This window comes from Lentibacter sp. (genome assembly GCF_965657785.1).
GTDB lineage: Bacteria > Pseudomonadota > Alphaproteobacteria > Rhodobacterales > Rhodobacteraceae > Lentibacter.
In genome coordinates this window covers 24,729-48,964 of record NZ_CBFHPP010000016.1, presented here as the reverse complement: position 1 = coordinate 48,964, position 24,236 = coordinate 24,729, and the positions used below count along the sequence as shown (strand labels likewise).

General features: G+C 57.0%; 21 protein-coding genes and 1 pseudogene. 15 read left to right on the top strand and 7 right to left on the bottom strand.

The genetic code is table 11. The features are described 5' to 3' along the window. Positions 1-123: 123 nt before the first annotated feature. From ACTF58_RS10200 to ACTF58_RS10190, 3 genes and pseudogenes are all read right to left on the bottom strand, one after another. Positions 124-264: pseudogene (locus ACTF58_RS10200) on the bottom strand (ABC transporter permease); the annotation flags it as partial. A gap of 9 nt (positions 265-273) precedes the next feature. Then, on the bottom strand, positions 274-1,761 hold the full coding sequence (locus ACTF58_RS10195; protein ID WP_438991868.1) for a M81 family metallopeptidase: 1,488 nt from the start codon (positions 1,759-1,761) through the stop codon (positions 274-276). Positions 1,762-1,832: 71 nt separating this feature from the next. Continuing rightward, positions 1,833-3,431 carry an ABC transporter substrate-binding protein gene (locus ACTF58_RS10190; RefSeq protein ID WP_438991867.1) on the bottom strand — a complete coding sequence of 533 codons (1,599 nt, stop codon included), beginning with the start codon at positions 3,429-3,431 and terminating at the stop codon, positions 1,833-1,835. A 173-nt stretch (positions 3,432-3,604) separates the two neighbouring features. Between ACTF58_RS10190 and ACTF58_RS10185 the strand changes: the two genes are divergently transcribed. The 6 genes from ACTF58_RS10185 (at position 3,605) to ACTF58_RS10160 (ending at position 9,699) form a co-directional block, all read left to right on the top strand. Next, positions 3,605-4,411, top strand: a complete 807-nt coding sequence (locus tag ACTF58_RS10185) for a helix-turn-helix domain-containing protein (protein WP_438991866.1) — start codon at positions 3,605-3,607, stop codon at positions 4,409-4,411. An 801-nt stretch (positions 4,412-5,212) separates the two neighbouring features. Then, entirely contained in the window at positions 5,213-5,413 is a 201-nt protein-coding gene (rpsU, locus tag ACTF58_RS10180; protein WP_298803082.1) for a 30S ribosomal protein S21, read from the top strand. Positions 5,414-5,577: 164 nt separating this feature from the next. Further along, positions 5,578-7,131, top strand: coding sequence for a cryptochrome/photolyase family protein (locus ACTF58_RS10175; protein ID WP_438991865.1), 1,554 nt, complete (start codon positions 5,578-5,580; stop codon positions 7,129-7,131). Beyond that, positions 7,128-8,663, top strand: coding sequence for an FAD-binding domain-containing protein (locus tag ACTF58_RS10170; protein ID WP_438991864.1), 1,536 nt, complete (start codon positions 7,128-7,130; stop codon positions 8,661-8,663). Before ACTF58_RS10175 ends, ACTF58_RS10170 begins: the two co-directional genes overlap by 4 nt. Then, positions 8,660-8,806 carry a DUF2256 domain-containing protein gene (locus ACTF58_RS10165; RefSeq protein WP_438991863.1) on the top strand — a complete coding sequence of 49 codons (147 nt, stop codon included), beginning with the start codon at positions 8,660-8,662 and terminating at the stop codon, positions 8,804-8,806. Before ACTF58_RS10170 ends, ACTF58_RS10165 begins: the two co-directional genes overlap by 4 nt. A gap of 56 nt (positions 8,807-8,862) precedes the next feature. Then, positions 8,863-9,699: a fumarylacetoacetate hydrolase family protein gene (locus ACTF58_RS10160; RefSeq protein ID WP_438991862.1), complete on the top strand. Its 837-nt coding sequence runs from the start codon at positions 8,863-8,865 to the stop codon at positions 9,697-9,699. A gap of 94 nt (positions 9,700-9,793) precedes the next feature. On the opposite strand, the gene grxD is transcribed toward ACTF58_RS10160, so the two are convergent. The 3 genes from grxD to purL all read right to left on the bottom strand — a co-directional run bounded on the left by grxD (position 9,794) and on the right by purL (position 12,633). Continuing rightward, the gene (gene grxD / locus ACTF58_RS10155; RefSeq protein ID WP_438991861.1) at positions 9,794-10,156 is read right to left on the bottom strand and encodes a Grx4 family monothiol glutaredoxin; all 363 of its coding nucleotides are present in this window, start codon (positions 10,154-10,156) and stop codon (positions 9,794-9,796) included. Positions 10,157-10,167: 11 nt separating this feature from the next. Beyond that, on the bottom strand, positions 10,168-10,404 hold the full coding sequence (locus ACTF58_RS10150; protein WP_438991860.1) for a BolA/IbaG family iron-sulfur metabolism protein: 237 nt from the start codon (positions 10,402-10,404) through the stop codon (positions 10,168-10,170). A gap of 63 nt (positions 10,405-10,467) precedes the next feature. Then, positions 10,468-12,633 (bottom strand): phosphoribosylformylglycinamidine synthase subunit PurL, encoded by a 2,166-nt coding sequence (gene purL, locus ACTF58_RS10145; RefSeq protein WP_438991859.1) that lies wholly within the window; start codon positions 12,631-12,633, stop codon positions 10,468-10,470. Positions 12,634-12,809: 176 nt separating this feature from the next. Between purL and ACTF58_RS10140 the strand changes: the two genes are divergently transcribed. Both ACTF58_RS10140 and ACTF58_RS10135 read left to right on the top strand, forming a co-directional pair. Further along, on the top strand, positions 12,810-13,829 hold the full coding sequence (locus ACTF58_RS10140) for a pyridoxal-phosphate dependent enzyme (protein ID WP_438991869.1): 1,020 nt from the start codon (positions 12,810-12,812) through the stop codon (positions 13,827-13,829). Next, positions 13,826-14,959 (top strand): M24 family metallopeptidase, encoded by a 1,134-nt coding sequence (locus ACTF58_RS10135; RefSeq protein WP_438991858.1) that lies wholly within the window; start codon positions 13,826-13,828, stop codon positions 14,957-14,959. The genes ACTF58_RS10140 and ACTF58_RS10135 overlap by 4 nt, the downstream gene beginning before the upstream one ends. 183 nt (positions 14,960-15,142) lie before the next feature. Here the strand turns inward: ACTF58_RS10135 and ACTF58_RS10130 are convergent, their stop codons facing one another. Continuing rightward, positions 15,143-16,048: a LysR family transcriptional regulator gene (locus ACTF58_RS10130; protein WP_438991857.1), complete on the bottom strand. Its 906-nt coding sequence runs from the start codon at positions 16,046-16,048 to the stop codon at positions 15,143-15,145. Between the two features lie 179 nt (positions 16,049-16,227). Here ACTF58_RS10130 and ACTF58_RS10125 point away from each other — a divergent pair, with 179 nt between their 5' ends. The 7 genes from ACTF58_RS10125 (at position 16,228) to ACTF58_RS10095 (ending at position 24,208) form a co-directional block, all read left to right on the top strand. Further along, positions 16,228-19,647 (top strand): indolepyruvate ferredoxin oxidoreductase family protein, encoded by a 3,420-nt coding sequence (locus ACTF58_RS10125; RefSeq protein ID WP_438991856.1) that lies wholly within the window; start codon positions 16,228-16,230, stop codon positions 19,645-19,647. Positions 19,648-19,733: 86 nt separating this feature from the next. Next, entirely contained in the window at positions 19,734-20,615 is an 882-nt protein-coding gene (locus tag ACTF58_RS10120; RefSeq protein WP_438991855.1) for a lysophospholipid acyltransferase family protein, read from the top strand. An 11-nt stretch (positions 20,616-20,626) separates the two neighbouring features. After that, entirely contained in the window at positions 20,627-21,439 is an 813-nt protein-coding gene (locus ACTF58_RS10115) for a glutamate racemase (protein ID WP_438991854.1), read from the top strand. 52 nt (positions 21,440-21,491) lie between these two features. Beyond that, positions 21,492-22,520 carry an N-acetyl-gamma-glutamyl-phosphate reductase gene (argC, locus tag ACTF58_RS10110; protein WP_438991853.1) on the top strand — a complete coding sequence of 343 codons (1,029 nt, stop codon included), beginning with the start codon at positions 21,492-21,494 and terminating at the stop codon, positions 22,518-22,520. Positions 22,521-22,531: 11 nt separating this feature from the next. Then, positions 22,532-22,978: a cytochrome c maturation protein CcmE gene (ccmE, locus tag ACTF58_RS10105; RefSeq protein ID WP_438991852.1), complete on the top strand. Its 447-nt coding sequence runs from the start codon at positions 22,532-22,534 to the stop codon at positions 22,976-22,978. A 58-nt stretch (positions 22,979-23,036) separates the two neighbouring features. After that, positions 23,037-23,651 carry a holin-associated N-acetylmuramidase gene (locus ACTF58_RS10100; RefSeq protein WP_438991851.1) on the top strand — a complete coding sequence of 205 codons (615 nt, stop codon included), beginning with the start codon at positions 23,037-23,039 and terminating at the stop codon, positions 23,649-23,651. Then, positions 23,642-24,208 carry a holin family protein gene (locus tag ACTF58_RS10095; protein WP_438991850.1) on the top strand — a complete coding sequence of 189 codons (567 nt, stop codon included), beginning with the start codon at positions 23,642-23,644 and terminating at the stop codon, positions 24,206-24,208. The genes ACTF58_RS10100 and ACTF58_RS10095 overlap by 10 nt, the downstream gene beginning before the upstream one ends. The last annotated feature ends 28 nt before the right edge of the window (positions 24,209-24,236 follow it).

Sequence of the window (24,236 nt, the reverse complement as noted above, 5' to 3'; positions counted from 1 at the left end):
CTCGGCGGCGTCTTTCGATGTCTGTGGCTTCTTCGTCATCTCGATCTCCTAATCGATAAGATGAACCAGAAATCCTCCGTTATTCAAATCTTCAAATCTGTCCCAATGGTGCTGACGTCAGACAGTGGCCCCCTGACCCAAGACCGCCTGCGCAAAATCACTGGGCAAGAATTGCACCGAGATGAAGATCACGAGCGAGACGATCAACAGCGTCACGATCCCAAGGCCGAGGCGCTGTAAAATGGTGCGGATGACAGGATGCATATTAAATGGTTACCCTTCTTTGCAAGCAGAAGATTCATCCGATGATGCGAATGGATCATCCACCCTAGGCCAGAAATTCAAGTCACGGCGAGTGTAGTCAATGCGTCTGGTGTCTGGATTGACGCGACCGGGCGTAGCGCAGAAAATCACCTGTTTGGCAATTGCGGCAAACGGGCTGAAAAAGTGAAAGAGCGATTTCACAACAACAAGGTGTTTGGCCGCAAGCGCGATGCCCATCTGCTCGAATACTTCGGGGTGATAGACTTGGATGCGCAGGTCGTTGATCAACAAATCGACCTCGCCCTGCAACCTATGCCAAACCACCGTTCCCAAAGGCTCAAGCCCTGTTCCAAGGTGCTGACCCAAACCGGTTTTGATAGCACATATCGTTCCAGTCACTTCAGCCGGTTGACCCGAGGCCGGCTCGGCCTTGCCGCCAAGGTTCAACGTGACCGTGGCCCCTGCGCCAGCCCGCACGCAGGTCTGGACCGCTTCACTGTCCCAAGAGAGGCCAGACGCGACATTTGCCATGCCACGGTTCAGGATTGAATGGAGAACGTATGTCGCATCTCCAGGTGCACCAGCGCCTGAGTTGTCGGACATATCAGCCAGAACGACGGGTCCGCTCGGGGCCTGCTCGACCTGATTCAGCGCGTCGTCGAGGTTTGGATAGTCGGGAAGCAAACCGTTACGCGCTTCAAAAAAACGTTGCCCAATATCTCTTGCCGTGCGTTGGGCCAGCGCAGGGTCGCCGTCCGCGATGACAAGCATTCGCGCGCCCGTATCTGGCATGTCTGCCCATGGAAAGCCATGCGCCAAGGAAACCGATAGAATGCCTGGCGTAGCCTGTATTGAATTTATATCGGCAATAATTGCGCGCATCTGGGCAGTTTTGGTCAGGAACAAGGACACCATACGGCAGTCAAACATTGCCATAACGGGTTTGATCTCACCCTTCAGAACGCGGTGCGCCAGATTAAACAGCTCTTGCGCGCGCGGTGTCGCGTCGTCATGCGGATATTCTCTGAACGTGATCACAAGGTCCGCGGCCTCAAGCAAGCGGTCTCGTAAATGGCAGTGCAGATCAAGGGAGACCCCGATCACCGCATCGGGGCATAACGTGCGGATTTTCGAAACGAGATCGCCTTCGCAATCGTCTTCACCCTCTGCAATCATCGCCCCATGAAGTTGCAGCAATATGACATCTGGCTGGCCGGCAGCGCGCAGATCGTTCAGGATTTCGCCTGTCAGCTCCGCGTAGGCTGCGTGTGTGGTGAGGCCCGCAGGCTCTGCAATCGCGGTAAGACTTTCGGTGACCTGCCAGTCCAGCGCTTCTGCGCGCGCGCGCCACAGGTGCAGGGCTTCGGTCATGAGGTTGGCAGGTTCTTGCGTGGCCGTGCCATGTCGCAAAAAATAGGCCTGAAAATCCGAGTATACCGTTGGCACTGGCGAAAATGTGTTTGTCTCGGTCGACAGGGTCGCCATGAACATATGCATAGGTGCCGCCCCTTTATTGTAGAATGGCAGGGCAGCCTGAAAGATTACACTTTGCAGGCTGCCTGTTCAGCTTAAGCGCGCCACCAGCGTTCCATAAACTTCGAGCTATCCATGTCGAGGTTCCTGCCAAATGTTTCGGGGTGGCCAACCGTAGCAGCAGTCGCAAAGATGTAGGACGCAAACATCGGGATCGCCACGCCACCTTTGTTAGCGACAAGGTCCTGCATCTCAAAATACATCTCGCGCCGCTTGTCTTGATTAAGTTCGGCGCGCGCCTCTACCAGCAGGGCGTCGAAGCGGTCGTTCGACCAGAAGGATTCGTTCCAGTCCACACCAGATTTGAACGCCAGCGAGAACATCAAATCCTCGACCGGACGGCCTGCCCAGTAGCTTGCACACCAGCCTTTGTTGCGCCAGACATTGGACCAGTAGCCATCGTTAGGCTCGCGCACAACCTCGACGTCGATGCCCGCACCCGCAGCTGCTTCGCGGATCAGCACCCCCGCATCCACCGCGCCTGCAAAGGCTGCATCCGAGACCGAAAGCTGAACTTTCAGATCGCTGATTCCCGCATCACTCAGAATGCCACGAGCGCGGTCAGGGTCATAGGTTTTCTGTTCAAGATCTGCGTTGAAAAACTGCTGACCAGCCCCAATCGGATGGTCGTTTCCAACGGAGCCGAAGCCAGACAGAACCCGCTCCACCAACGCCTCGCGGTCGATGGCGTATTTAAGGGCTTGGCGGACGTTATTGTCGTCGTAAGGCGCCATGTCGGTGCGCATCGGGAAGGAATAATGCTGGTTTCCCGCAACCGAATGAACACCGATTGAGGGGTCCCGTTTCATCAGGTTCACGGTGCGCGGATCAAGGCGGTCAATCACATCGACATTACCAGAAAGCAAAGCTGTGGTGCGCGCATTGGTGTCTATCAACGAGAGGAGACGCCATTCCTCGACGTGGCCCACGTCTTGCGTCCAGTGGTTTGGATTGCGGCGCAGCTCTGCCGAAACACCCGGATCAAGGTTTTCAAGCGTGTAAGCCCCACACCCGATGCCCGACTGCCAGTCCGCGGCACCATCCTTGGCGGGCATGATCGCGAGGTGATAGTCGGCCAGAGCGGCTGGGAAATCTGCATTGCCCGCGCTCAGTTCGATCACGATAGTGTTGCCGCCTTCGGCGCGCATCTCTGTTACGGCAGACACCAATGGCTTGGCCGCAGACGTAGACGTTTCACCGCGGTGGTGATTGAGCGATACGATTACATCTTCGGGTGTGACAGTGCGCCCGTCATGGAACGTGATGCCGCTTCGTATTTTGAACGTCCATGTTTTGGCGTCCGGTGTCGCTTCCCAGTTTTCTGCCACCGACGGTTGCACGACGCTGTTGGCATCTACGTCCGTAAGGTAGCCATGAATTGCAAGGCCCAAAGGGATCATAAAACCCGCCTCAAACAAGCCGGGATCAAGCGTGTCAGTTGTCGCACCATGCGCCACGCCTGCGGTCAATGAGCCGCCCTTGACGGCGGTCTGGGCTTGCACTTGAGAGGCGAGGCTGAAGGCCCCCGCCAACCCTATACCCGTCGCGGCCGATGCGCGGATAAAATCGCGGCGGGACAGTCCACCAGTGGCGTAGTTTACCTTTAGGCGATCTAAGAAGTCGGATTTGGTCATGCTTGAAGCTCCCTGGTGTGCCGCTGATTTGGCCCGAAAAATCGGACTGCGGAGTGTTTGGCCGACGTGACATCGGCAGAATCAGATGACACAAGCCAACCCGTTTTATCTTTCCATAGATACTGCGCTGTGCTATGCGACTTTATGCTATTTTATGCGAGCGACCAATACTGATGACAAAACCGACGAGCAGTCTTGCTTTAAACCTGCGGCACTTGTGCGCCGATGTAGGAACTTCAGCATCCGTGTGCCGTTCTATCGGTATGAACCAACAGCAATTCAGCAAATACGTGAATGGTGTATCGCGGCCCGCAGCACATAACCTGCGCCGCCTTGCGGGCTATTTTGGTGTCGAGGAACGTGATCTGGACCTGCCGCACGAACAATTCATTGCCCGCGCACAGGTATCATCAATACCCAAACACACGCGACGAAAAGACGTTCTGTCCAGCGCCTTTCCAGGAGACATCGCGGCGCTGCGGACATTTATCGGCAACTACCAGGTCTATTATGCTTCGCCCGCACTTCCGGGCAGGATCGTATCGGCTACGATGTTCCTGCATGAAAAGAACGGGGTCGTTTTTACCCGCTCACTCGAAGTCCTGATGGACGAAGGTGAAAAAAGGCGGCAATGGACGCGGTGCGATGGCAAGGCCGCCCATTACGGCGAACGCCTGTTCGTCGTCGATTTTGAAGCAAAAAACGGTGGCGCGCTTTCCATGACCACGCTTGTTCCGCCACACCGGTATCGGCAGGGTTTGATTTTCGGTATGTCGTTTTTCCTTACGTCACATCCACGTCGTACGCCCCATGCCTCCCGCGTCGTCTGGAAACGAATGAGAGGCTACGTTTCAGCCAAAGAACTGCTGCAAAGCAGCGGTAGCTTTCCAATGGACTCCCCCGCCATCCACCCTGCGATACGCCGATATCTGGGCAGCCCCCAAGAACCGATGTCTGTTGCTCCGCCGTTTGGCCAGTGAGAAAGCAGGTCACGATAGGAAGCTCTAGCTTTTTCAGCGCGCCAGCGATCCGCTTTTAGGCGCAGAGGAGGTTCTCAGATCTAATGCGAGTGACAACGTCCCGCAGTTCTTGCGTCAGGCGTGGCCGCAAGACGGCCAAAAAGGGGCTTCCGCCGCGCATCTGGCGGGCCAGCGCTCGTCGGTGGCAGGCTTGGTTACTTCCATCAGCCCGTCGACATCATATCCGCAATCTTCCCCGATGCGAATGAGTAAAAAATCTCATCAGGCGCTAGGATGATCCGTTGGGTTGGGATACGTGCCCGAAAGATTGCGATTTGGGCCTTCAGGAGCCTCAGCTGCGCGGTGTGCCGCGGCATGAAGAGGTGGTTTAGGAAGACGAGAGGAAGGGATAAAGTTGAATTGATCTTATTGGCTCTACGATGACGTTTAATGAGGTTTGTAACTCAACGTCATATGGCTCGCTTTCGTTTGGGCATCCCTCTCAGTGAAGGCGGGAAATGCTGGAGCCTGAGGTTTACGGTCAAAAATAGGGCATGGCCTTTGCTCTCTAGTCGATCCCCAATCACAATGCTGCGGGCAGGTGAACCGCGTTAGGGAGCCCACCCAATCAGCTGACAAATGTCGCGCAGAGTTTCGCTCAAGCCCGCACTGGCTGCCTCTGAAACGAGAGAGAGTTCGGTGCCATGCTGCCTTCCTTCGTGGGATTGCAATTAATTGGGGGAAAATCGCATATAGGAATTGATTTGACTGAGCTTTTCTGCAATGTGCCTTCAACCTTTGTAATATCATATCGGAAATAAAATGCAGGTCAGTGTACGCGACAACAATGTCGATCAGGCGCTTCGTGCCCTTAAGAAGAAGCTCCAGCGCGAAGGCGTGTTTCGTGAGATGAGATTGAAAGAACATTTCGAGAAACCCTCGGAAAAAAAGGCGCGCACGAAGGCAGAAGCTATTCGTCGCCAGCGCAAGCTTGCCCGTAAAAAGGCCGAGCGCGAAGGGTAAACCCCACAAGCTATTGGATGGCCAGACTGGCCTCAGGCGTGGTTTGCGAAAGCAGGCCACGCTTTTTTTATGGGCGGTGATTTGAGCGTTGAACGGCTGTGATTCTTTGATCTGAAGGGTGTGGCAGAGTGTATGGCTTCCTATAGGGCAGCGCGGGATACAAAATGCATGACAGCGAACACAGCCACGACAGCGATCTGATCGTCATTTTGGGCGATCAGCTCAGTGAGGACCTCTCATCGCTACAAGCTCAATCCAAAGAGCGCTCTGTCGTGCTCATGGCGGAGGTGCATGAGGAGGCGGGGTATGTCTGGCATCACAAAAAGAAGCTCGTCTTTGTCTTCTCGGCCATGCGGCATTTTGCCGAGAGGCTGCGCCGCGCGGGCTGGACGGTCGAGTATCGGAAGCTCGACACACCAGATACCTGTAGCAGCTTGCCCGAGGCCGTTGCGGACCTTCTGAGCAGTGGCCGTTTTGGGCGCGTGGTGATGACCGAAGCAGGAGAGGTTCGGCTTAGGGATGCTTTTGCGGCTGCCAGCCCGAGCTGGCCTGTTCCGCTTGAGGTGCGCGCGGATGACCGCTTTTTGGCCTCCCATCAGGAGTTCAAGCTCTGGGCCGAGGGGCGCAAGCAGCTTCGGATGGAATATTTCTATCGGGAAATGCGGCGCAAGACGGGGTTATTGATGCAAGGCGATCAGCCCGAGGGCGGGCAGTGGAACTTTGATGCGGACAACCGCAAGGCCGCAAAAGCGGATTTGTTTATGCCGCAGCCTTTTCATGTGACCCCAGACGCTATCACTCAAGAGGTGATCGAGATGGTTGAGCGGGAGCGCGGCGATCATTTTGGCATCGTTGACGGCTTCTGGTTTGCCGTGACGCGCGAGGATGCGCTTGAAGCACTTGAGCAGTTTGCGAGTGCGGCCTTGCCGCGCTTTGGCGACTATCAGGACGCGATGCTGACGGGAGAGCCGTTTCTTTATCATTCTCTTTTGGCGCAATATATCAATATCGGCTTGCTGGGGCCGCTTGAAGTCTGCCGCCGTGTTGAGCGTGCTTATTATGAAGGCCATGCGCCGCTGAATGCGGTGGAAGGGTTTATCCGCCAGATTATTGGCTGGCGCGAGTATATGCGCGGGATCTACTGGCTTAAGCCTGAGGGCTACACCGATCAGAACTTTCTGGGTGCCGAGCGTGATTTGCCACAGTTTTATTGGACGGGAGAAACAGGCATGGCCTGCATGGCCGCCGCAATCGGCCAGACGCGGCAACAGGCCTATGCGCATCATATCCAGCGACTGATGGTGACGGGGAATTTTGCCATGTTGGCGGGGATTGATCCGAAACAGGTCCATGAATGGTATCTGGCGGTTTATGCGGATGCTTATGAATGGGTGGAAGCGCCCAATGTGATCGGGATGAGCCAGTTTGCCGATGGAGGCTTTTTAGGCTCAAAGCCCTATGCCTCAAGTGGCAATTACATCAACAAGATGTCCGATTATTGCGCGGGCTGTAAATACAGCGTGAGCCAGAAGACGGGCGCGGGGGCCTGCCCATTTAATGCGCTCTATTGGGACTTTCTGGTGCGCAATGAAGCCAAGCTGAGAGGCAATCCGCGGCTGGGGCAGATGTATGCCACATGGGGGCGGATGGGCGCTGAAAAGCAGCAAGACTATCTGGAGAGCGCAGCAGAAACATTGGCGCAGATCGAGACGCTATGAGGGCGCAGGATCTGCAAGTTGTTTGGTTTAAGCGCGACCTACGCGTCTTTGACAACCGCGCTTTGGCGCGTGCCGCTGAACGCGGGCCTGTTCTGCCGCTCTATGTGGTGGAGCCAGAGCTTTGGGCCGAGCGGGATATGTCGGCGCGCCAGTGGGATTTTATTGCAGAAACGCTTCACGGGCTGCGGGCGGAGCTTGCCACGCTCGGGCAGGGGCTTGTTCTTCGACAGGGCGATATTTGTGCTGTGCTGCAGGCGCTTAGAACAGAGCATGGCGGGTTTTCGCTTTGGGCCCATGAGGAAACGGGCAATGGCTGGACCTATGCGCGCGACAAGCGCGTCGCGGGCTGGTGCCGCGCGGCGGGGATGCCGTTTTATGAGATAAAGAACCACGGTGTGACGAGGGCGATGGCCTCGCGCAATGGCTGGGCCAGCTCTTGGGACAGCTTTATGAACGAGAAACTTACGGCTGCGCCACGGCTTCGGCCTCTGGAGGGGCTTGAGCTTGGCGCTATTCCGCGCGCTGAAGATATCGGGCTTGCGCCTGAGCGGTGCGACGGGCGCCAGAAGGGGGGGCGCAAAGCGGGGCTTGAGACGCTGCAGAGCTTTTTGAGCGAGCGTGCGCCGCCCTATCGCAAAGCCATGTCCTCGCCACTGGCCGGCGCGCGGCATTGCTCGCGGCTCTCGCCCTATCTGGCTTGGGGCGCGCTTTCGATGCGGGAGGTGCATCAGGCCAACGAGCGGCGGCGCGCAGAGCTGGCTGTGACGCCGCGCGCCGACAGACGCTTTAACGGCGCGCTCAAGGCCTTCTCGGGGCGGCTGCACTGGCATTGCCATTTTATTCAGAAGCTCGAAGACGCGCCGAGGCTCGAATATGAAAACCTGCACCGCGCCTATGATGGCTTGCGCCCCAAAACGGCAGATGCGACCCGCTTGGGGGCATTTTCGGAGGGCGAAACGGGGCTGCCGTTTGTGGACGCCTGTTTGCGCAGTTTGCGGGCGACGGGGTGGCTTAACTTTCGGATGCGGGCGATGCTGCAGGCTGTGGCGAGCTATCATCTCTGGCTGCCTTGGCAGGAGAGCGGAGCCGTTTTGGCGCGGCTTTTTACAGATTATGAGCCGGGGATTCACTGGAGTCAGGTGCAGATGCAATCGGGCACAACAGGTATGAACACGGTGCGGATTTATAACCCTGTGAAGCAGGGATATGACCAAGACCCGACGGGCGCATTTACCCGCCGATGGCTGCCCGAGCTTGTGGATATTGCGGATGAGTATCTACAGGAGCCGTGGCGCGCGCCAAATGCAGGCCAGATTTTGGGACGGGCTTATCCCGAGCCTCTTGTAGAGCCTTCTGCGGCGGCAAAGGCGGCGCGTGACGCTGTCTGGGCGGTGCGCAAGGGGCCGGCGTTTCGCGAGGAGGCGCAGCGGCTTTTGGTGAGGCACGCCTCGCGCAAGCCTGCGCGGGGGCGCGCAAAGAGGGCTGCTCAGACATCTCAGATGAGCTTTTCTTTTGGGGTGGACACGCCATGAAGATGCGCCGCAAGGGGGACTTGCCCCAGAAAATATGCGCCTGCTGCGGGCGGCCCTTTGACTGGCGCAAGAAGTGGGAAAAGGTCTGGGATGAGGTGCGCTATTGCTCGGAGCGCTGCAAACGGGAGGCGCGCCAGAAATGAGCCGTTGCCTTGGCGGCGCGGGTGGCTAAGCTGGCCTCAAAAGGGAGATTGGTGATATGAAACTTTTGCGTGTGGGGCCTTTAGGCCAAGAAAAGCCTGCTTGTCTGGATGCTGCGGGTGTGATCCGTGATTTGTCAGGTGTTGCGGCTGATTTTGAGGGCGCAGGTGTGACGCTTGAGGCGCTTGAGGCGCTTAAAAGCCTTGATCTGACGGCTTTGCCTATTGCTTCGGGGGAGCCACGGATCGGGGCGGCGCTTGCGCGGGTTGAGACGTTTTATGCGATTGGGCTCAATTATGCGCAACACGCGGCGGAGGCTGGCATGGAGCCGCCGAAGGAGCCGATTGTGTTTAACAAATCAGCCTCCTGCCTTGCGGGGCCGAATGATGATTTGAGCTTGCCGAGAGGGTCTGAAAAAAGCGACTGGGAGGTCGAGCTCGGGGTCGTGATTGGCAAACGGGCGCAGAATGTCAGCGTGGAAGAGGCGTTGAGCTATGTGGCGGGTTACTGTGTGATCAATGATCTGAGCGAACGCGCCTATCAGATCGAGCGCGGCGGGCAGTGGACCAAGGGCAAGTCTGCGCCGGGGTTCGGGCCTGTCGGGCCGTATCTTGTCACAGCCGATGAGGTCCCTGATCCGCAGGCGCTTGGGCTGCGCTTGAGCCTGAACGGTGCACGGGTGCAGGATAATTTCACCTCGGATATGATTTTCTCGGTGGCTGAAATCATTTCCCACATGAGCGAATTTATGGCGCTTGTGCCCGGGGATGTGATTGCGACGGGAACGCCTGAGGGTGTGGGCATGGGCATGACGCCACAGCGGTTCTTGCGGGCAGGCGATGTCATGGAGCTTGAGATTGACGGGCTGGGCCAGCAGCGCACAGAAGTGATCTGACCCAATAGAACGCGGCCCAGGGGCCGCGTACAGTATTTTTGAGTGAGGGGCGCTGCCCCTCAAACTCCCCGGGATATTTTTAGAAAGAAAAAGCCTAGGCGTTGGCTTCGCGGATTTTGTCTGCCGCATCCTGATTGAAGGCGATGCCATTGTCTGTGAAGAGCGTATCCAACTCGCCCGAGAGGGTCATCTCGGTGATGATGTCACAGCCGCCGACGAACTCGCCTTTGACGTAGAGCTGTGGCACGGTCGGCCAGTCGGAATAGTCTTTGACGCCTTGGCGGATGGCTTCATCGGCCAGCACGTTGACGTCTTGATAGTCAACGCCCATGAAGTTGAGCACGCCAGCGACACGGGAGGAGAAGCCGCATTGCGGCATTTCTTTGGTGCCTTTCATATAGAGCACCACATCGTTGGCTTTGACGGTTTGATCAATTTGGGTTTTTGCGTCGGTCATGGGGGTCTCGCTTATTCGGGGGCTTTTGTTGTGAGGGCAAGCGCGTGAAGCTCGCCATTGGGACCGTCCATTTTGCCTTTGAGGGCGGCGTAGACGGCGCGCTGTTGTTGAACGCGGTTTTTGCCGCGGAAGCTTTCGTCAATGATCATGGCGGACATATGCACGCCGTCGCTGCCTGAGACTGTGATCTCGGCCTCTGGAAAGGCGGCGCGCAGGATGGTTTCGAGTTCGTCAGCAAAGATTGCCATATGTCTCTCTCCTTGGATCGCTTCAAAAAGATGTAAGCGTCATGTTGCTTTTTCGCAAGCGGCTCAAGCGAAGGTTTCTGCAAAGCTGCTGCGGTAGAGGCTGCGAAGCTCGGTGAGGGGGGCTGTGCTGGCACCGAAGGTGACATCGGAGCCTGTGAATTTGCCCACCGCTGTGATCGGAACGCCTGCCCGCATGGCCGCACCCATCAGGGCTTCGGCTTGGTCAAAGTTGCAGGCCACAAGGTAGCGCGCCTGATCTTCGCCAAACAGCTCTTGGGTGTTTTCGCTGTCGATTTGTACGCCCACATCGGAGGCCTCGGCCATTTCAAACGCGGCCATGGCGAGGCCACCGTCGGAAAGATCAAGGCAGGCTGTGATCCACTCGTAATGATCGCGAATGAAATCGCCGTTGCGTTTTTCGGCGGCCAGATCGACGGCTGGTGCGTCGCCTTCGACACGGTTGAAGACTTCGGCCAGCAAGGCCGACTGGCCAAGGTGGCCTTCGGTGTCACCGATCAGAAGCGCAACATGACCTTCGCGGGCCTGGCCCAAAATTGCCTTGTCTTCATGGGCGATCAAGCCGACAGCTGCGATTGTCGGAGTTGGCAAGATGCCTGCGCCATCGGTTTCATTATAAAGGCTGACATTGCCTGACACGATGGGCATATCCAGAGCGAGAACGGCCTCGCCAATGCCCTGAATTGCGCCGACGAACTGGCCCATGATCTCTGGCTTCTCGGGGTTGCCGAAGTTGAGGTTGTCGGTGCTGGCAAGGGGTTTTGCGCCTGCGGCTGTGAGGTTGCGATAGGCTTCGGCGACGGCTTGTTTGCCGCCTTCAACGGGGTTTGCCATGACGTAGCGCGGCGTCACATCCGAGGTGAAGGCCAGCAGTTTTTCCGTTCCGTGAACGCGGACAACCCCAGCGCCAAAGCCCGGTGTGCGGACCGTGTCGGCCATAACCATTGTGTCGTATTGCTCATAGATCCACTGCTTGCCAGCATAGTTTGGCGAGGCGAGGAGGGCCTTGAGGCCATCCACAGGATCGACCTGTGGCACATCATTGTTGTCAAGCGGGGTGGCCGCAGGGGTGGCGACCCAAGGGCGGTCATATTCGGGGGCGGAGCCTGACAGCGTGGCCAGCGGCAGATCGGCTTTCAGCTCGTTGCCATGCATGATGATAAAACGGTCTTCGGCGATGGTCTCGCCGACGATGGCGAAATCAAGGTCCCATTTGACAAAGACGGCGCGCGCCTCGGCTTCGAGTGCGGGGTTGAGCACCATCAACATACGTTCTTGGGATTCCGAGAGCATCATCTCATAGGCGGTCATATTTTTTTCGCGTTGGGGCACGTCATCGAGCTGGAGGCGCACGCCAAGGCCGCCTTTGTCGCCCATTTCGACGGCCGAACAGGTCAGACCTGCGGCGCCCATGTCTTGAATGGAGATCACAGCGCCTGTGGCCATCAGCTCGAGCGTGGCCTCCATCAGGCGCTTTTCTGTAAAGGGATCACCGACCTGAACGGTGGGGCGCTTTTCCTCAATCGTCTCATCAAACTCGGCTGAGGCCATTGTGGCTCCGCCGACGCCGTCGCGGCCCGTTTTGGCCCCGAGATAAACAACGGGCATCCCGACACCAGAGGCGGCAGAGTAAAATATCTTGTCGGCATCTGCGAGGCCTGCGGCAAAAGCGTTGACGAGGCAGTTACCGTTGTAGGCGGGATCAAAGCGCACTTCCCCGCCGACGGTGGGCACGCCGAAACAATTGCCGTAGCCGCCGATACCTTCGACCACACCGTGCACGAGCTGGCGCGTCTTGGGGTGGTCTTTTTCGCCAAAGCTGAGCGAGTTCATCGCGGCAATGGGGCGCGCGCCCATTGTGAAGACATCGCGCAGGATGCCGCCGACGCCTGTGGCTGCGCCTTGGTAAGGCTCGATATAGCTCGGGTGGTTGTGGCTTTCCATTTTGAAGATCACGGCCTGACCGTCGCCGATATCGACGACACCTGCGTTTTCGCCCGGGCCGCAAATGACTTGGGGGCCTGTGGTGGGCAGGGTGCGCAGCCATTTCTTGGAGGATTTGTAAGAGCAGTGCTCATTCCACATGGCCGAAAAGATGCCAAGCTCTGTAAAGGTCGGCTCGCGGCCAATGATCTCAAGGATGCGCTCGTATTCGTCAGGCGAAAGCCCGTGCGCTTTGATCAGGTCTGGGGTGATGGCGGGCTCGGTCATGGCAGCAATCCTTGCAAGGCAGAGGTATTATTCTTGCTGTTTGTCATAGGACAACTGCTGAGAATGTAAAAGCTGAAAGCTTGGATTTTTGGGCAAATCAGAGGCCGTTTGGCGCGGGAGAGCGACTTGACCTAGGGTTGAATATGGCTTTCTGATAGTTGGCATAAATTAAGGAGCTGAAATTGATCGAAAATCCATTTCTGGGCATGGGCCTAAACGATGAGTCTCTTGCAGGGTTTCCTATGCCGAGTGTGGATGCGGCCGCGCCGCGGGCCTTGTTGGAGCGGTGTCCCGAGGCTGGGCCTACACCACTGGTTGCGCTTGGGGCCTTTGCGGGAGCGGGGGCTGTTTTTGTGAAGGACGAGCGTGCCCGCATGGGGCTTGGAAGCTTTAAGGCGCTTGGGGCGGCTTATGTTATCGCCTGTGAAGCGGCGGCAGGGCACGCCGAAGGGCAGACTTTTGTCTGTGCGAGTGCTGGCAACCATGGGCTTTCGGTGGCAGCGGGCGCACAGGCCTTTAAGGCGAAAGCGGTGATTTATCTGAGCCGCACTGTGCCTGAGGCTTTTGCAGAGCGCTTGAGAGCGCGGGGTGCCGAGGTGCGCCGTGTGGATGGAAGCTATGAAGAGAGCATGGCGGCGGCGTCCAAGGCCGCTGAGGAGGAGGGGTTCAAGCTTTTGTCTGATAGCTCTTGGCACGGCTACGTCGATTATCCGCATCGCCTGATGGAGGGCTATCTTGTGATGGCGGCGGAGGCTGCGGAGGCGATGCCCGCGCCGCCCACCCATATCTTTTTACAAGCGGGGGTTGGCGGGCTTGCGGCGGCTTGTGCGGCGTATTTTCGCAAGGTTTGGGGCGATGCGCCGCAGATCATTGTGGTCGAACCAGACGCAGCGCCGGCTTTGAAAGACTGTATTTCGGCGGGCAAGTTTGTCGCGGCGACGGGGCCTGAGTCTTGTATGGGGCGTCTCGATTGCAAGGAAGCCTCATTGATTGCTTTGAACGGGCTCGCCCGCGATGCGAGTGCTTTTATGACGATCTCTGAAGCGCAGTCGATTGCGGCGCTGCCTCTTTTGCAAGAGGCGGGCCTTGAAACAACGCCATCTGGCGGTGCAGGGATGGCGGGGCTTCTGGCGCTGGCGTCCCTCGGGCCAGAGGCGCGAGTCTTGTGCATTGTGAGCGAAGGACCAGAGGCATGAGGCGCGGGTTTGATGTTGGTGAGTTCAAGGCGCGTGTGAAGGCGGCACAAATTTCTATGGCCCGCCATGAACTGGCGGCGATCTTGCTGACGACCGAGCCGGAAGTGCGCTATTTCACTGGCTTTCAAACGCGGTTTTGGGAGAGCCCGAGCCGTCCTTGGTTTGTCATTGTGCCCCAAAGCGGCGCGCCGATCGCGGTGATCCCCTCTATTGGTGAAGCTCTGATGCGGCGCACCTGGGTGAGTGATATCCGAACCTGGAGCGCGCCTGACCCGATTGATGACGGGGTATCTTTGTTGAGTGAGGCGCTTTGGGAGGTTGCGAAAGGCGGTAAAATTGGTGTGCCCTCCGGGATGGAAAGTCACTTGCGGATGCCGCTGGCCGACTTTGGCCGCTTACAAGCGGCGGGGCTGACGTTTGGCGACGATGCGGGCATTGTGGCGCAACTCAGAGCCGTGAAAACCGAAGCCGAAATCGAGAAAATCGCCAAGGCGTGCTCGATTGCGGGGCGGGCGTTTGACCGTGTGGGCGAGGTGGCGCGGCAGGGCGCAAAGCTTGATGCTGTTTTTCGCGGCTTTCAGGGGCTTTTGCTCGACGAGGGGGCCGATTGGGTGCCATATCTGGCTGGCGGTGCAGGCCCTAAGGGGTATAGCGATGTGATCTCGCCTGCGGGTCCTCAGCCTCTGGCGATGGGCGATGTCCTGATGCTCGACACGGGGGCCGTCTGGGACGGGTATTTCTGTGATTTTGATCGCAACTTTTCAATCGGGGTGCCTGCACGCAAGGCGGCCGCCTCTTGGAACCAACTGCTTGAGGCAGCGCTCGCAGGCTTTGAGGCCGCGCGACCAGGGGCGGAAGCCGCAGATGTCTGGCGCGCTATGGCGTCGATTGTGGGCGCAGGCGATACGGCCGGACGGCTTGGGCACGGGCTAGGAATGCAGCTGACGGAAGGGCTTTCTCTGACGGAACGGGACCATACAGTGCTTGAGGCGGGGATGGTGATCACTTTGGAGCCTGGGATCGAGACGGGGGATGGGATGATGCTTGTTCACGAAGAAAATATTGTGATCCGTGAAGGCGGCGCACAAATTCTGTCGCCTTGGGCGAGCGGGGCCATGCCTGTTCTTTAGGCAAATCTGTAGGCAAAAAAAAGGCCGAGCGCTAAGCTCGGCCGAAGTCCAACAGGGAGGTTGAAAGCGATAAATCATTGCTGTCAGAACTGCATCTAGGCCTCAGACCTGCCCCGATCAAGAGAAAAAATGCCGCAGGTGCAGCATGACCGCCATGCGCAAAATGCATGGCTTGTCTAATTTTTAATCAAACCGCTGATTTTTAACCTGTTTACGGTAAGTTAAGATCTCGTCTTGGACAAAGTCGCGGAACGCCCCAATGCGCTTTGAGTGGCGCAACTCTTCAGGATAGGCCAGAAAAACAGGAATATCGCCGCTGTCGGCCTCTTCCAGAAGGGGGATAAGCTGGGGAAAGTCATTGGCGACATATTCGGGCAGAACGCCGATTCCCAGATTGTTGAGGGTGGCTTGGAGCACGCCGTAGTAGTTGTTCACGGTGAGCAGCGAGTCGAGCTCGTAGCTCATGAGCGCGTTGACCATGCTTGCGGCGGCGCCTACCTGTGTTGAGCGCACGTTCTGGCAGATCAGGCGGTGCTGTGCGAGATCCTCCATGCGCGTTGGTGTGCCACGTTGCTCAAGGTATTCTTTCGTTGCAAAAAGTCGCATACGCACTGTCATCAGGCGTTTGCGGATCAGATCGGCTTGGCTTGGCTCTTTCATGCGGATCGCCACATCGGCTTCGCGCATGGGGAGATCGAGCACGCGCTCTTCGAGCATCAGATCAATCTTGAGGTCAGGGTATTTTTCATAGAGCCGCGCCAGACGCGGGGCGAGCCAGAGAGAGCCAAAGCCGATTGTCGTCGTGACGCGCAGCTCGCCAAAGACTTCTTCTTCGCTGTCTTTGATACGGGCTGTGGCCGCGTCAAGCCGTTTGATCATGGCGCGGGTGGCATCAAACAGAAGCTCGCCTTGTTCTGTCAGGATCAGGCCTCGGGCGTGGCGGTGAAACAGGGTTGTGTTAAGTGATTCTTCCAGCCCGCGCATTTGACGGGACACGGCGGATTGGGACAGATTGAGGGCTTCGCCAGCGTGTGTCAGGCTTCCCGCGTCGGCCACAGCGTGAAATATTCTGAGTTTGTCCCAATCCATCTGGAATACTTTCTGCTCATAATTATTTTGTTTGTGCAAGAATACGATTGCACTCACCGTAACGTAACGAAATTTCGGAGGAAACGCGAATTTCTATTTATAGGTCAACTTTTGTGACCTAACATAGAGGAAAGGGATTGCCTTGAGGGGCAATGTCATCATGTGAAGGGAGGCGCGCGATGAGCAACCAGAAAGTTTCATTGAACGATAAGTTTGATCTGACGAAATCACCGGTCTTGTTGAACGGCACGCAGGCGCTTGTGCGGCTGATGCTGACCCAGAAGGCGCGGGACCGTGCGCTTGGCCTAAACACCGCAGGATATGTCACGGGCTATCGCGGCTCGCCGTTGGGGGCTGTGGATATGCACATGAGTCGCGCGGAAAAAGTTCTGAGAGAGCATGATGTGACGTTTCAAGCAGGGTTGAATGAAGACCTTGCGGCGACGGCGCTTTGGGGCAGCCAGCAAGCCGAGCTGCGCGGCGAAGGCAAGTTCGACGGCGTGTTTGGGCTTTGGTATGGCAAGGGGCCAGGTGTTGACCGCACGGGCGATGTGTTTCGCCACGCGAATATGGCGGGGACGAGCGCCAAGGGCGGTGTGCTCGTGGCGATGGGCGATGACCACACGGGCGAAAGCTCGACGGTTTTGCATCAGAGCGAATGGGCGCTGATTGATGCTTATATGCCGATTGTTTCGCCTGCGGGTGTGCAGGAAGTCATAGATTATGGTGTTTATGGCTGGGCGCTGAGCCGTTTTGCGGGGCTTTGGGTTGGCTTGAAGACCATGAAAGACACGATTGAAGCCACGGCGGTTGTTGATGGTGATCCGAACCGTGTGAACCTTGTTTTGCCAGAGTTTGATATGCCGCAAGGGGGCTTGAACATCCGTCTTGTTGACACGCCGCATGAGCAAGAAACGCGGATGATTGACTACAAGCGCTTTGCAGCAGAAGCCTTTAGCCATGCCAACAAGATGGACAAGCGCGTTTGGGGCAAAGCGGGGGCGAAGATCGGCTTTGTGGCGGCGGGCAAGAACTGGCTTGATCTCACCCATGCGCTTTCGCTGCTTGGAATTGACGAAGCAGAAGCCGAGCGGCTTGGCGTCACCACATATAAGGTCGGGCAGACCTTCCCGCTGGATATGCGCGGCTTTAGTGACTGGGCTGAGGGGCTGGATCTGATCGTGGTCGTGGAAGAAAAGCGCAAGCTGATTGAAGTCCAGATCAAGGAAGCGCTGTTTGATGTGCGCAAAGGCCGCCGCGTCTATGGCTGGTATAAGGGCGGGGCGGGCGGCATTCACCGCGAAGAGCTTTTCCCGACCCGTGGCGCGCTTGATCCGATCTGGATTGCTGAGAAGCTGGGCGATATCCTCGTTGAGGAAGGCCGCGGAACCGACGGCGTGAAAGCGGGGCTGGCGCAGATTGCCGAGGCGCGGCGCGCGGACAACGCGGAAGACATTGCGTCGCGCTTGCCGTATTTCTGTGCAGGCTGTCCGCATAACTCTTCAACAAAAGTGCCCGAAGGAAGCCGCGCTTATGCGGGGATCGGCTGTCACTACATGGTTCAGTGGATGGACCGTAACACGCTTGGCTCCACCCAGATGGGCGGTGAGGGCGCGAACTGGATCGGCGAGGCGCCATTTTCGACCCGTGCGCACGTGTTCCAGAATCTCGGGGACGGAACTTACAACCATTCAGGCATTCAGGCCATCCGCGCGGCTATCGCAGCGGGCACGAATATCACTTATAAGGTGCTTTACAACGACGCTGTCGCGATGACGGGCGGGCAGGCCAACGAAGGCGAGCTTGATGCGCCCAAGATTGTGGCCGAGCTGCGCGCTATGGGCGTGAAAGACTTGGCGATTGTCTATGACGACAAAGAAGATGTCGACATGAGCTTATTCCCGCAAGGTATTGAAATTAAGGCGCGAGAGCACCTTATGGAAGTGCAGGAACGGATGGAGGCAGCGCAAGGCGTCTCGGCGATCGTCTATATCCAGACCTGCGCCGCAGAGAAGCGTCGCCGCCGCAAGCGCGGGCTCTTCCCCGATCCTGACAAGCGGGTGTTTATCAATACGGATGTGTGCGAGGGCTGTGGCGATTGCGGTGTGCAATCAAACTGCGTGGCGATCACGCCTGTGGAAACCGAGCTGGGCCGCAAGCGTGCGATTGATCAATCCGCTTGCAACAAGGATTTTAGCTGCCTGAAAGGCTTTTGCCCCAGTTTTGTGACGCTGGAGGGCGCAACCCCGAAGAAGGCGGCGACCGCGACGCTTGAGCTGCCTGATATGCCGATGCCAAACCTGCCTGCGATTGCTGGGACACATAATGTTGTGATCACGGGTGTGGGCGGAACGGGTGTTGTGACCATTGGGGCGGTGCTCGCGCAGGCGGCACAGATTGATGGCAAGGGTGCTGGCATGATGGAGATGGCGGGGCTTGCCCAGAAGGGTGGTGCCGTTCATATCCATTGCCGTATCGCGGAAAAGCCGAGTGATATTAGTGCGATCCGCGTCGCGACAGGCGAGGCCGACGTTTTGATTGGGGGCGATCTGGTTGTCAGTGCGGGGGCCAAAACGCTTGGTTTAACGCGCACAGGCAAGACGGGGGCGGTTGTCAACGCGCACCAGACCACCACAGGCGACTTTACCCGCAACACCGAATTCAAGCTGCCGTTTGAGCGACTTGAGTTGCAGATTGAGGCGCGGCTCAAGGAACGCCTGAGCTTGTTTGATGCCTCTGATCTGGCCAAGGTCTTGCTCGGGGATAGTATTTTCTCCAACATGATGGTCTTTGGTGGCGCATGGCAGCGGGGCTTTATCCCTGTGAGTTATGAGGCGATCATGGCAGCCATTGGCCTCAATGGTGCTGCGGTCGAGCGCAACCAGCGCGCCTTTGATCTGGGGCGGTGGGCTGTGCTTTATCCTGAAGATGCCGCGCGCATGATCACTTCAGCTGTGGAGGCTAAGCCCCTTTCTTTGGAAGAAAAAATCAATTACCGGGCGGATAGGCTTACGGCCTATCAGAACGCCGGATTGGCCAAGACCTATCGGGCGTTTGTTGCGCGGTTTGAAGAAGAGCGGCTGAAAGAAGCTGTTGCAAAGGGCTATCACAAGCTCTTGGCGTATAAGGATGAATATGAAGTGGCGCGGCTTCTTTTGAGCACGCAGGAGAAGGCAGAAGCAGAGTTTGAGGGTGACTTTAAGATGAGTTACCATATGGCACCGCCACTTCTCTCCAAGCTGGGGCATGATGGCCGCCCGCAAAAGCGGCAGTTTGGGCCTGGTATGAAGCGCTGGTTGAAGCTTCTGTCAAAGCTAAAAGGCTTACGGGGCACGGCGTTTGACCCGTTTGGCCGAACCCATGAGCGTAAAATGGAGCGGGCTTTGATTGCGCAATATGAACAGGATATGGAGGAGGTCTTGGCGAGTTTACGTCCCCAGACGCTCGATATTGCTGTGGCTCTGGCGGAATTGCCTCTCAAAATTCGTGGCTTTGGCCCTGTAAAGGCGGAGAATGAAGCCAAGGCAGCCAAAGAGCGCGAGGCGCTTTTGCAGCAGCTGCGCAGTGGCGGCACACCCGTATTGGAAGCCGCTGAGTAGGGGCGTCATCACCCTGTCATAAACACAGTCCAGATTGCGGATGATGCAGGATAGCTCTGCGAAATCCGTGATCTGGTGACTGAAAGATGACCAAACACCCGACGGCCGCTCGTGATATTTCTTATGCCTATTCTGCCCAGTCGCGGGGCGGGCGGGCCTTGATCCGAACGATGGAAAACGCCACGGGGCGGCTCGGGCTTATCAAGCGCGCGCGTGGCTATGAGCTTGATGTGGCCAATGGTCATGATTTTTGGGATGTGATCGTGGCGCGCTATGGTCTTTCACTGAATGTGGTTGCGGGCGCTTTGAAGAATATACCGCGCGAGGGGCCGCTGATTTTGGTGGCCAATCACCCTTATGGCATCCTTGATGGCCTGATGATGGGACATATGCTGCGTCATGCGCGGGGCGATTTTCGGATTATGGCCAATTCTGTTTTTACCAAAGCAGAAGACCTTCAGCGCGTTATTCTTCCGATTTCGTTTGAGGAGACGAAAGAGGCCATGCGGCAAAATCTGGAGACGCGCCGCGAGGCTCTGCGGTATCTGGGGGCGGGCGGTGCGATTGGTATTTTTCCGGGCGGAACTGTGAGCACGGCGTCAAAGCCCTTTCGCAAAACGCCGTTTGACCCGAGCTGGCGCAATTTTACGGCCCGTATGGTGGCAAAGTCGGGCGCGACGGTTGTGCCTGTTTTTTTTGATGGCACGACAAGTCGTTTGTTTCAAGTTGCGAGCCATCTTCATTACACACTTCGGATGGGCCTTTTGCTGAAAGAATTCAGCAAACGCGTTGATCGCCCTGTGGATGTTGTGATCGGAGCACCGATTGAGAGCGCTGCGCTCAAGGCACGGGCAAGTGACAGCAAAGCAATGATGGATTTCCTGCGCCAATCGACGTATGAACTCTCTCCAAGGCCAGTCGCCACGTGCGAGTATGGCTATGAATTTGAAGAGAAACATCGCGCTTGAGGGCGTTTCATATGGCTGTTGGTATTTTTGATTCTGGGCTGGGCGGGTTGACTGTTTGGCAGGCGGTGCGGGCGCGTATGCCTGACTTGCCGATACATTATTTGGCGGATTCGGCCCATGCGCCTTACGGCGTGCGCGACGCGGAGGATATCCATGCTTTGACCAAGGCCGCGGTTGAGCGTCTATGGGCGTCGGGCTGTGACCTAGTTGTGCTGGCGTGCAACACCGCGAGTGCTGCCGCTTTGCGCAGGATGCAAGAGGCGGGAGTGCCCGAGGGCAAGCGGGTGCTTGGGGTATTTGTGCCGCTGATCGAGGCCCTGACCGAGCGCGACTGGGGCGATAACTCGCCGCCGCGTCAAGTGCAGGTGACGAATGTGGCGCTTTTTGCGACGCCTGCGACGGTGTCCAGCCGCGCGTTTCAGCGGGAGCTGGCGTTTCGCGCGATTGGGGTGGATGTCGAGGCGCAGGCCTGTGGCGGCGTTGTTGATGCGATTGAAGATGGCGACATGATTTTGGCCGAAGCGCTGGTGCGCAGCCATGTCGACGCGCTCAAGCGCAAAATGCCTGCGCCGCAAGCTGCGATCCTTGGGTGCACGCATTATCCGCTTGTGGAGGATGTCTTTCAAAAAGCTTTAGGGGCTGATGTGAAGGTGTTCAGTCAGCCAGAGCTGGTTGCGGCGAGTCTTGAAGACTATCTCAAGCGGCGTCCTGAGATGCACGGGGCTGGGGAAACCAATATGTTCCTGACCACGGGAGACCCGAAGCGGGTCTCTGACCGAGCCACACAATTTTTGCGACGACAGATCACATTTGAAGCCGCTTAGGCGCCCCGTATTTTTTCCTTTTGACTGAATAGAACTGAAAGTGAGGTCTGACATGACCCATAACATCGCAATCCTTGGTGCCTCGGGCTATACGGGGGCTGAACTGATCCGCCTGTTGACGGGGCACCCTGCCTATGAGATTGTCGCCCTTGGCGCGCATTCAAAAGCGGGACAGCGTATGGCAGACGTCTTTCCGCATTTGCGGCATCTGAATTTGCCCGCGCTTGTGCGCTTTGATGAGATTGATTTTGGTGCGATTGACCTCTGCTTTTGTGCGCTGCCGCATAAGACAAGCCAAGAGGTCATCCGCGATTTGCCCAAGCATTTGAAAATAGTCGATTTGTCGGCTGATTTCCGTCTGCGCGATCCTGAGGCCTATCTGAAATGGTATGGCAACCCGCACGCCGCTCTGGAAATGCAGGGTGAGGCTGTTTATGGTTTGAGCGAGTTTTATCGCGACGACATTGCCAATGCGCGGCTTGTGGCCGGGACTGGGTGTAACGCGGCGGCAGGGCAGTTCGCTTTGCGGCCATTGATTGCGGCCGGGGTGATTGATCTGGATAATATTATTCTTGATCTCAAATGTGGCGTCTCGGGCGCGGGGCGGTCCTTGAAGGAAAACCTGCTTCATGCCGAGTTGAGCGAGGGCACAAATGCCTATGCGGTTGGCGGCACTCATCGCCATTTGGGCGAGTTTGATCAGGAGTTTTCAAAGCTTGCTGGGCGGGATGTGAAGGTGCAGTTTACGCCACATCTCATTCCTGCCAACCGCGGTATTCTGGCGACTGTATATGTCAAAGGCGATCCTCAAGAAATTTATGAAACTTTCTCAAAGGCTTATCAATCTGAACCCTTTTTGCAAGTTTTGCCGTTTGGCGAGACGCCCAGCACGCATCATGTGCGAGGCTCTAACTTTTGCCATATTGGGGTGACGGGTGATCGTATCAAAGGCCGTGCTATTGTTGTTGCAGCTTTGGATAACCTGACAAAAGGTAGCAGCGGGCAGGCCTTGCAGAATGCGAACCTGATGTTAGGTGAAGAAGAGACATCTGGTTTGATGGGGGTTCCTGTCTTTCCGTAAGGGAGCTTGGCATGAAGAGTTTAAAGAAAAAGCGCCGTGTTCAGATCATGGCATTGGCGGCGGTCTCGCTGGCGTTGGCAACCGCTTTGATTGGCTATGCGATGAAAGACGGGATCAACTATTTTCGCGCGCCCAGTCAGATCGCCGCAGACCCGCCGCCGTCGACCGAGACCTTTCGGATTGGCGGGCTTGTGGAAGACGGGAGCCTGACGCGCGGACAGGGCGAGAGCGTTACCTTTCGGGTGACCGATGGTGGCGCGTCTATTCCTGTGAGTTATACTGGGATTTTGCCTGATTTGTTTGAGGAAAATCAGGGGATGGTTGGCACTGGAAAACTCGAAGACGGGGTTTTTGTGGCGTCTGAAATTCTGGCAAAGCATGATGAGACCTATATGCCACGCGAGGTTGTGGACGCTTTGAAAGAACAGGGTGTTTATAAAGAGCCGAACGGTAGCTAAGCAGTCTCTTAACCAAGATTGAACACACTCCTCACAAGCTTTGTGGAGAGTTTTTTTCATGTCTAAAACTGTGCAAGACATTGCCTACGACATTGTGCGGCGCGAAGGCGGCTATGTGAATGATCCTGATGATCCGGGGGGGGCCACAAACCACGGCGTGACCATTCACACCATGCGCCGCCTCGGGCTTGATCTTGATCTGGATGGCGATGTGGACGCGGCTGATGTTCAGGCTTTGCAGCCTGATCAGGCAGTGGCTTTGTATCTTGAGCATTACTACGTGGCGCCGCGGATCGGGCTTTTGCCTGAAATTCTGCGGGCCAGTGTTTTTGATATGTATGTCAACGCTGGCGTGACGGCTGTGAAGCTTCTGCAACAGCTATTACGCCAGATGGGCTATGACTTGGCCATTGACGGGGTCATTGGCCCTGTGACGTCGCGCGCCGCGCGGGAAGCCGCAGAAAAAGCGCCCCAACACCTTGCCGATGCCTACGGGATTGCGCGGCGCAACTATTATTTCCGCCTTGCAGATCGGCGCGTTGCCAGCCGCAAGTTTGCGCGCTCCAGATCCGGCAAAAAGGGCGGATGGATCAGGCGCGCGGAAGAATTTATCCGCCCTGAGTTTCACCTGACAGAGGCCGAATTTTTGGAAAGGACAGAAAAATGGGGCTGATGGAGCGTATGTTGACGTTGATCTTTGGCGACGGGCGCAACGCTTTGGCCCAAACGGTAGAGGTTTTTCGAGAAAACGCGGAAGGCGCTGCGCAGCGTGAGGGAACGTTGCGCCATGCGGCGCTTGAGGAATTTGAGGCCGAGTTTGGGCGAGACTCTTGCAGCAGGTTTGACCGCTTTATTGACGGGATGAACAGGCTTCCTCGGCCGTTGCTCGCTTTTGGGACCATCGGGTTGTTTGTCTCGGCTATGGTGGAGCCTGTTTGGTTTGCCTCCCGAATGCAGGGGATCGCACTTGTGCCGGAGCCGCTCTGGTGGCTCTTGGGCGCGATTGTTTCGTTTTATTTTGGAGCACGCCATCAAGCCAAGGGGCAGGCGTTTCAACGTGAAATTACGCAAACTCTGGCACGAACCCCGCTTGTTGCACGCAATCTTGCCGCGCTCAGCGCCTTGAAGGAAGGGTCCAACGGGTCTGACACCGAATGGGACAGTGCAAGTGAAGACGACAATGCCGCTCTGGACGCATGGCATAGGCGTTCTGGCCCCTCCGAGCGCTAACCCGCGACAATGTGATCACTTATACCCT

Bases quoted from the DNA above. Each gene is read 5' to 3' on its own strand.
- ACTF58_RS10195 (WP_438991868.1), bottom strand. From the start codon at position 1,761: ATGCATATGTTCATGGCGACCCTGTCGACCGAGACAAACACATTTTCG.
- ACTF58_RS10190 (WP_438991867.1), bottom strand. From the start codon at position 3,431: ATGACCAAATCCGACTTCTTAGATCGCCTAAAGGTAAACTACGCCACT.
- ACTF58_RS10185 (WP_438991866.1), top strand. From the start codon at position 3,605: ATGACAAAACCGACGAGCAGTCTTGCTTTAAACCTGCGGCACTTGTGC.
- rpsU (WP_298803082.1), top strand. From the start codon at position 5,213: ATGCAGGTCAGTGTACGCGACAACAATGTCGATCAGGCGCTTCGTGCC.
- ACTF58_RS10175 (WP_438991865.1), top strand. From the start codon at position 5,578: ATGCATGACAGCGAACACAGCCACGACAGCGATCTGATCGTCATTTTG.
- ACTF58_RS10170 (WP_438991864.1), top strand. From the start codon at position 7,128: ATGAGGGCGCAGGATCTGCAAGTTGTTTGGTTTAAGCGCGACCTACGC.
- ACTF58_RS10165 (WP_438991863.1), top strand. From the start codon at position 8,660: ATGAAGATGCGCCGCAAGGGGGACTTGCCCCAGAAAATATGCGCCTGC.
- ACTF58_RS10160 (WP_438991862.1), top strand. From the start codon at position 8,863: ATGAAACTTTTGCGTGTGGGGCCTTTAGGCCAAGAAAAGCCTGCTTGT.
- grxD (WP_438991861.1), bottom strand. From the start codon at position 10,156: ATGACCGACGCAAAAACCCAAATTGATCAAACCGTCAAAGCCAACGAT.
- ACTF58_RS10150 (WP_438991860.1), bottom strand. From the start codon at position 10,404: ATGGCAATCTTTGCTGACGAACTCGAAACCATCCTGCGCGCCGCCTTT.
- purL (WP_438991859.1), bottom strand. From the start codon at position 12,633: ATGACCGAGCCCGCCATCACCCCAGACCTGATCAAAGCGCACGGGCTT.
- ACTF58_RS10135 (WP_438991858.1), top strand. From the start codon at position 13,826: ATGAGGCGCGGGTTTGATGTTGGTGAGTTCAAGGCGCGTGTGAAGGCG.
- ACTF58_RS10130 (WP_438991857.1), bottom strand. From the start codon at position 16,048: ATGGATTGGGACAAACTCAGAATATTTCACGCTGTGGCCGACGCGGGA.
- ACTF58_RS10125 (WP_438991856.1), top strand. From the start codon at position 16,228: ATGAGCAACCAGAAAGTTTCATTGAACGATAAGTTTGATCTGACGAAA.
- ACTF58_RS10120 (WP_438991855.1), top strand. From the start codon at position 19,734: ATGACCAAACACCCGACGGCCGCTCGTGATATTTCTTATGCCTATTCT.
- ACTF58_RS10115 (WP_438991854.1), top strand. From the start codon at position 20,627: ATGGCTGTTGGTATTTTTGATTCTGGGCTGGGCGGGTTGACTGTTTGG.
- argC (WP_438991853.1), top strand. From the start codon at position 21,492: ATGACCCATAACATCGCAATCCTTGGTGCCTCGGGCTATACGGGGGCT.
- ccmE (WP_438991852.1), top strand. From the start codon at position 22,532: ATGAAGAGTTTAAAGAAAAAGCGCCGTGTTCAGATCATGGCATTGGCG.
- ACTF58_RS10100 (WP_438991851.1), top strand. From the start codon at position 23,037: ATGTCTAAAACTGTGCAAGACATTGCCTACGACATTGTGCGGCGCGAA.
- ACTF58_RS10095 (WP_438991850.1), top strand. From the start codon at position 23,642: ATGGGGCTGATGGAGCGTATGTTGACGTTGATCTTTGGCGACGGGCGC.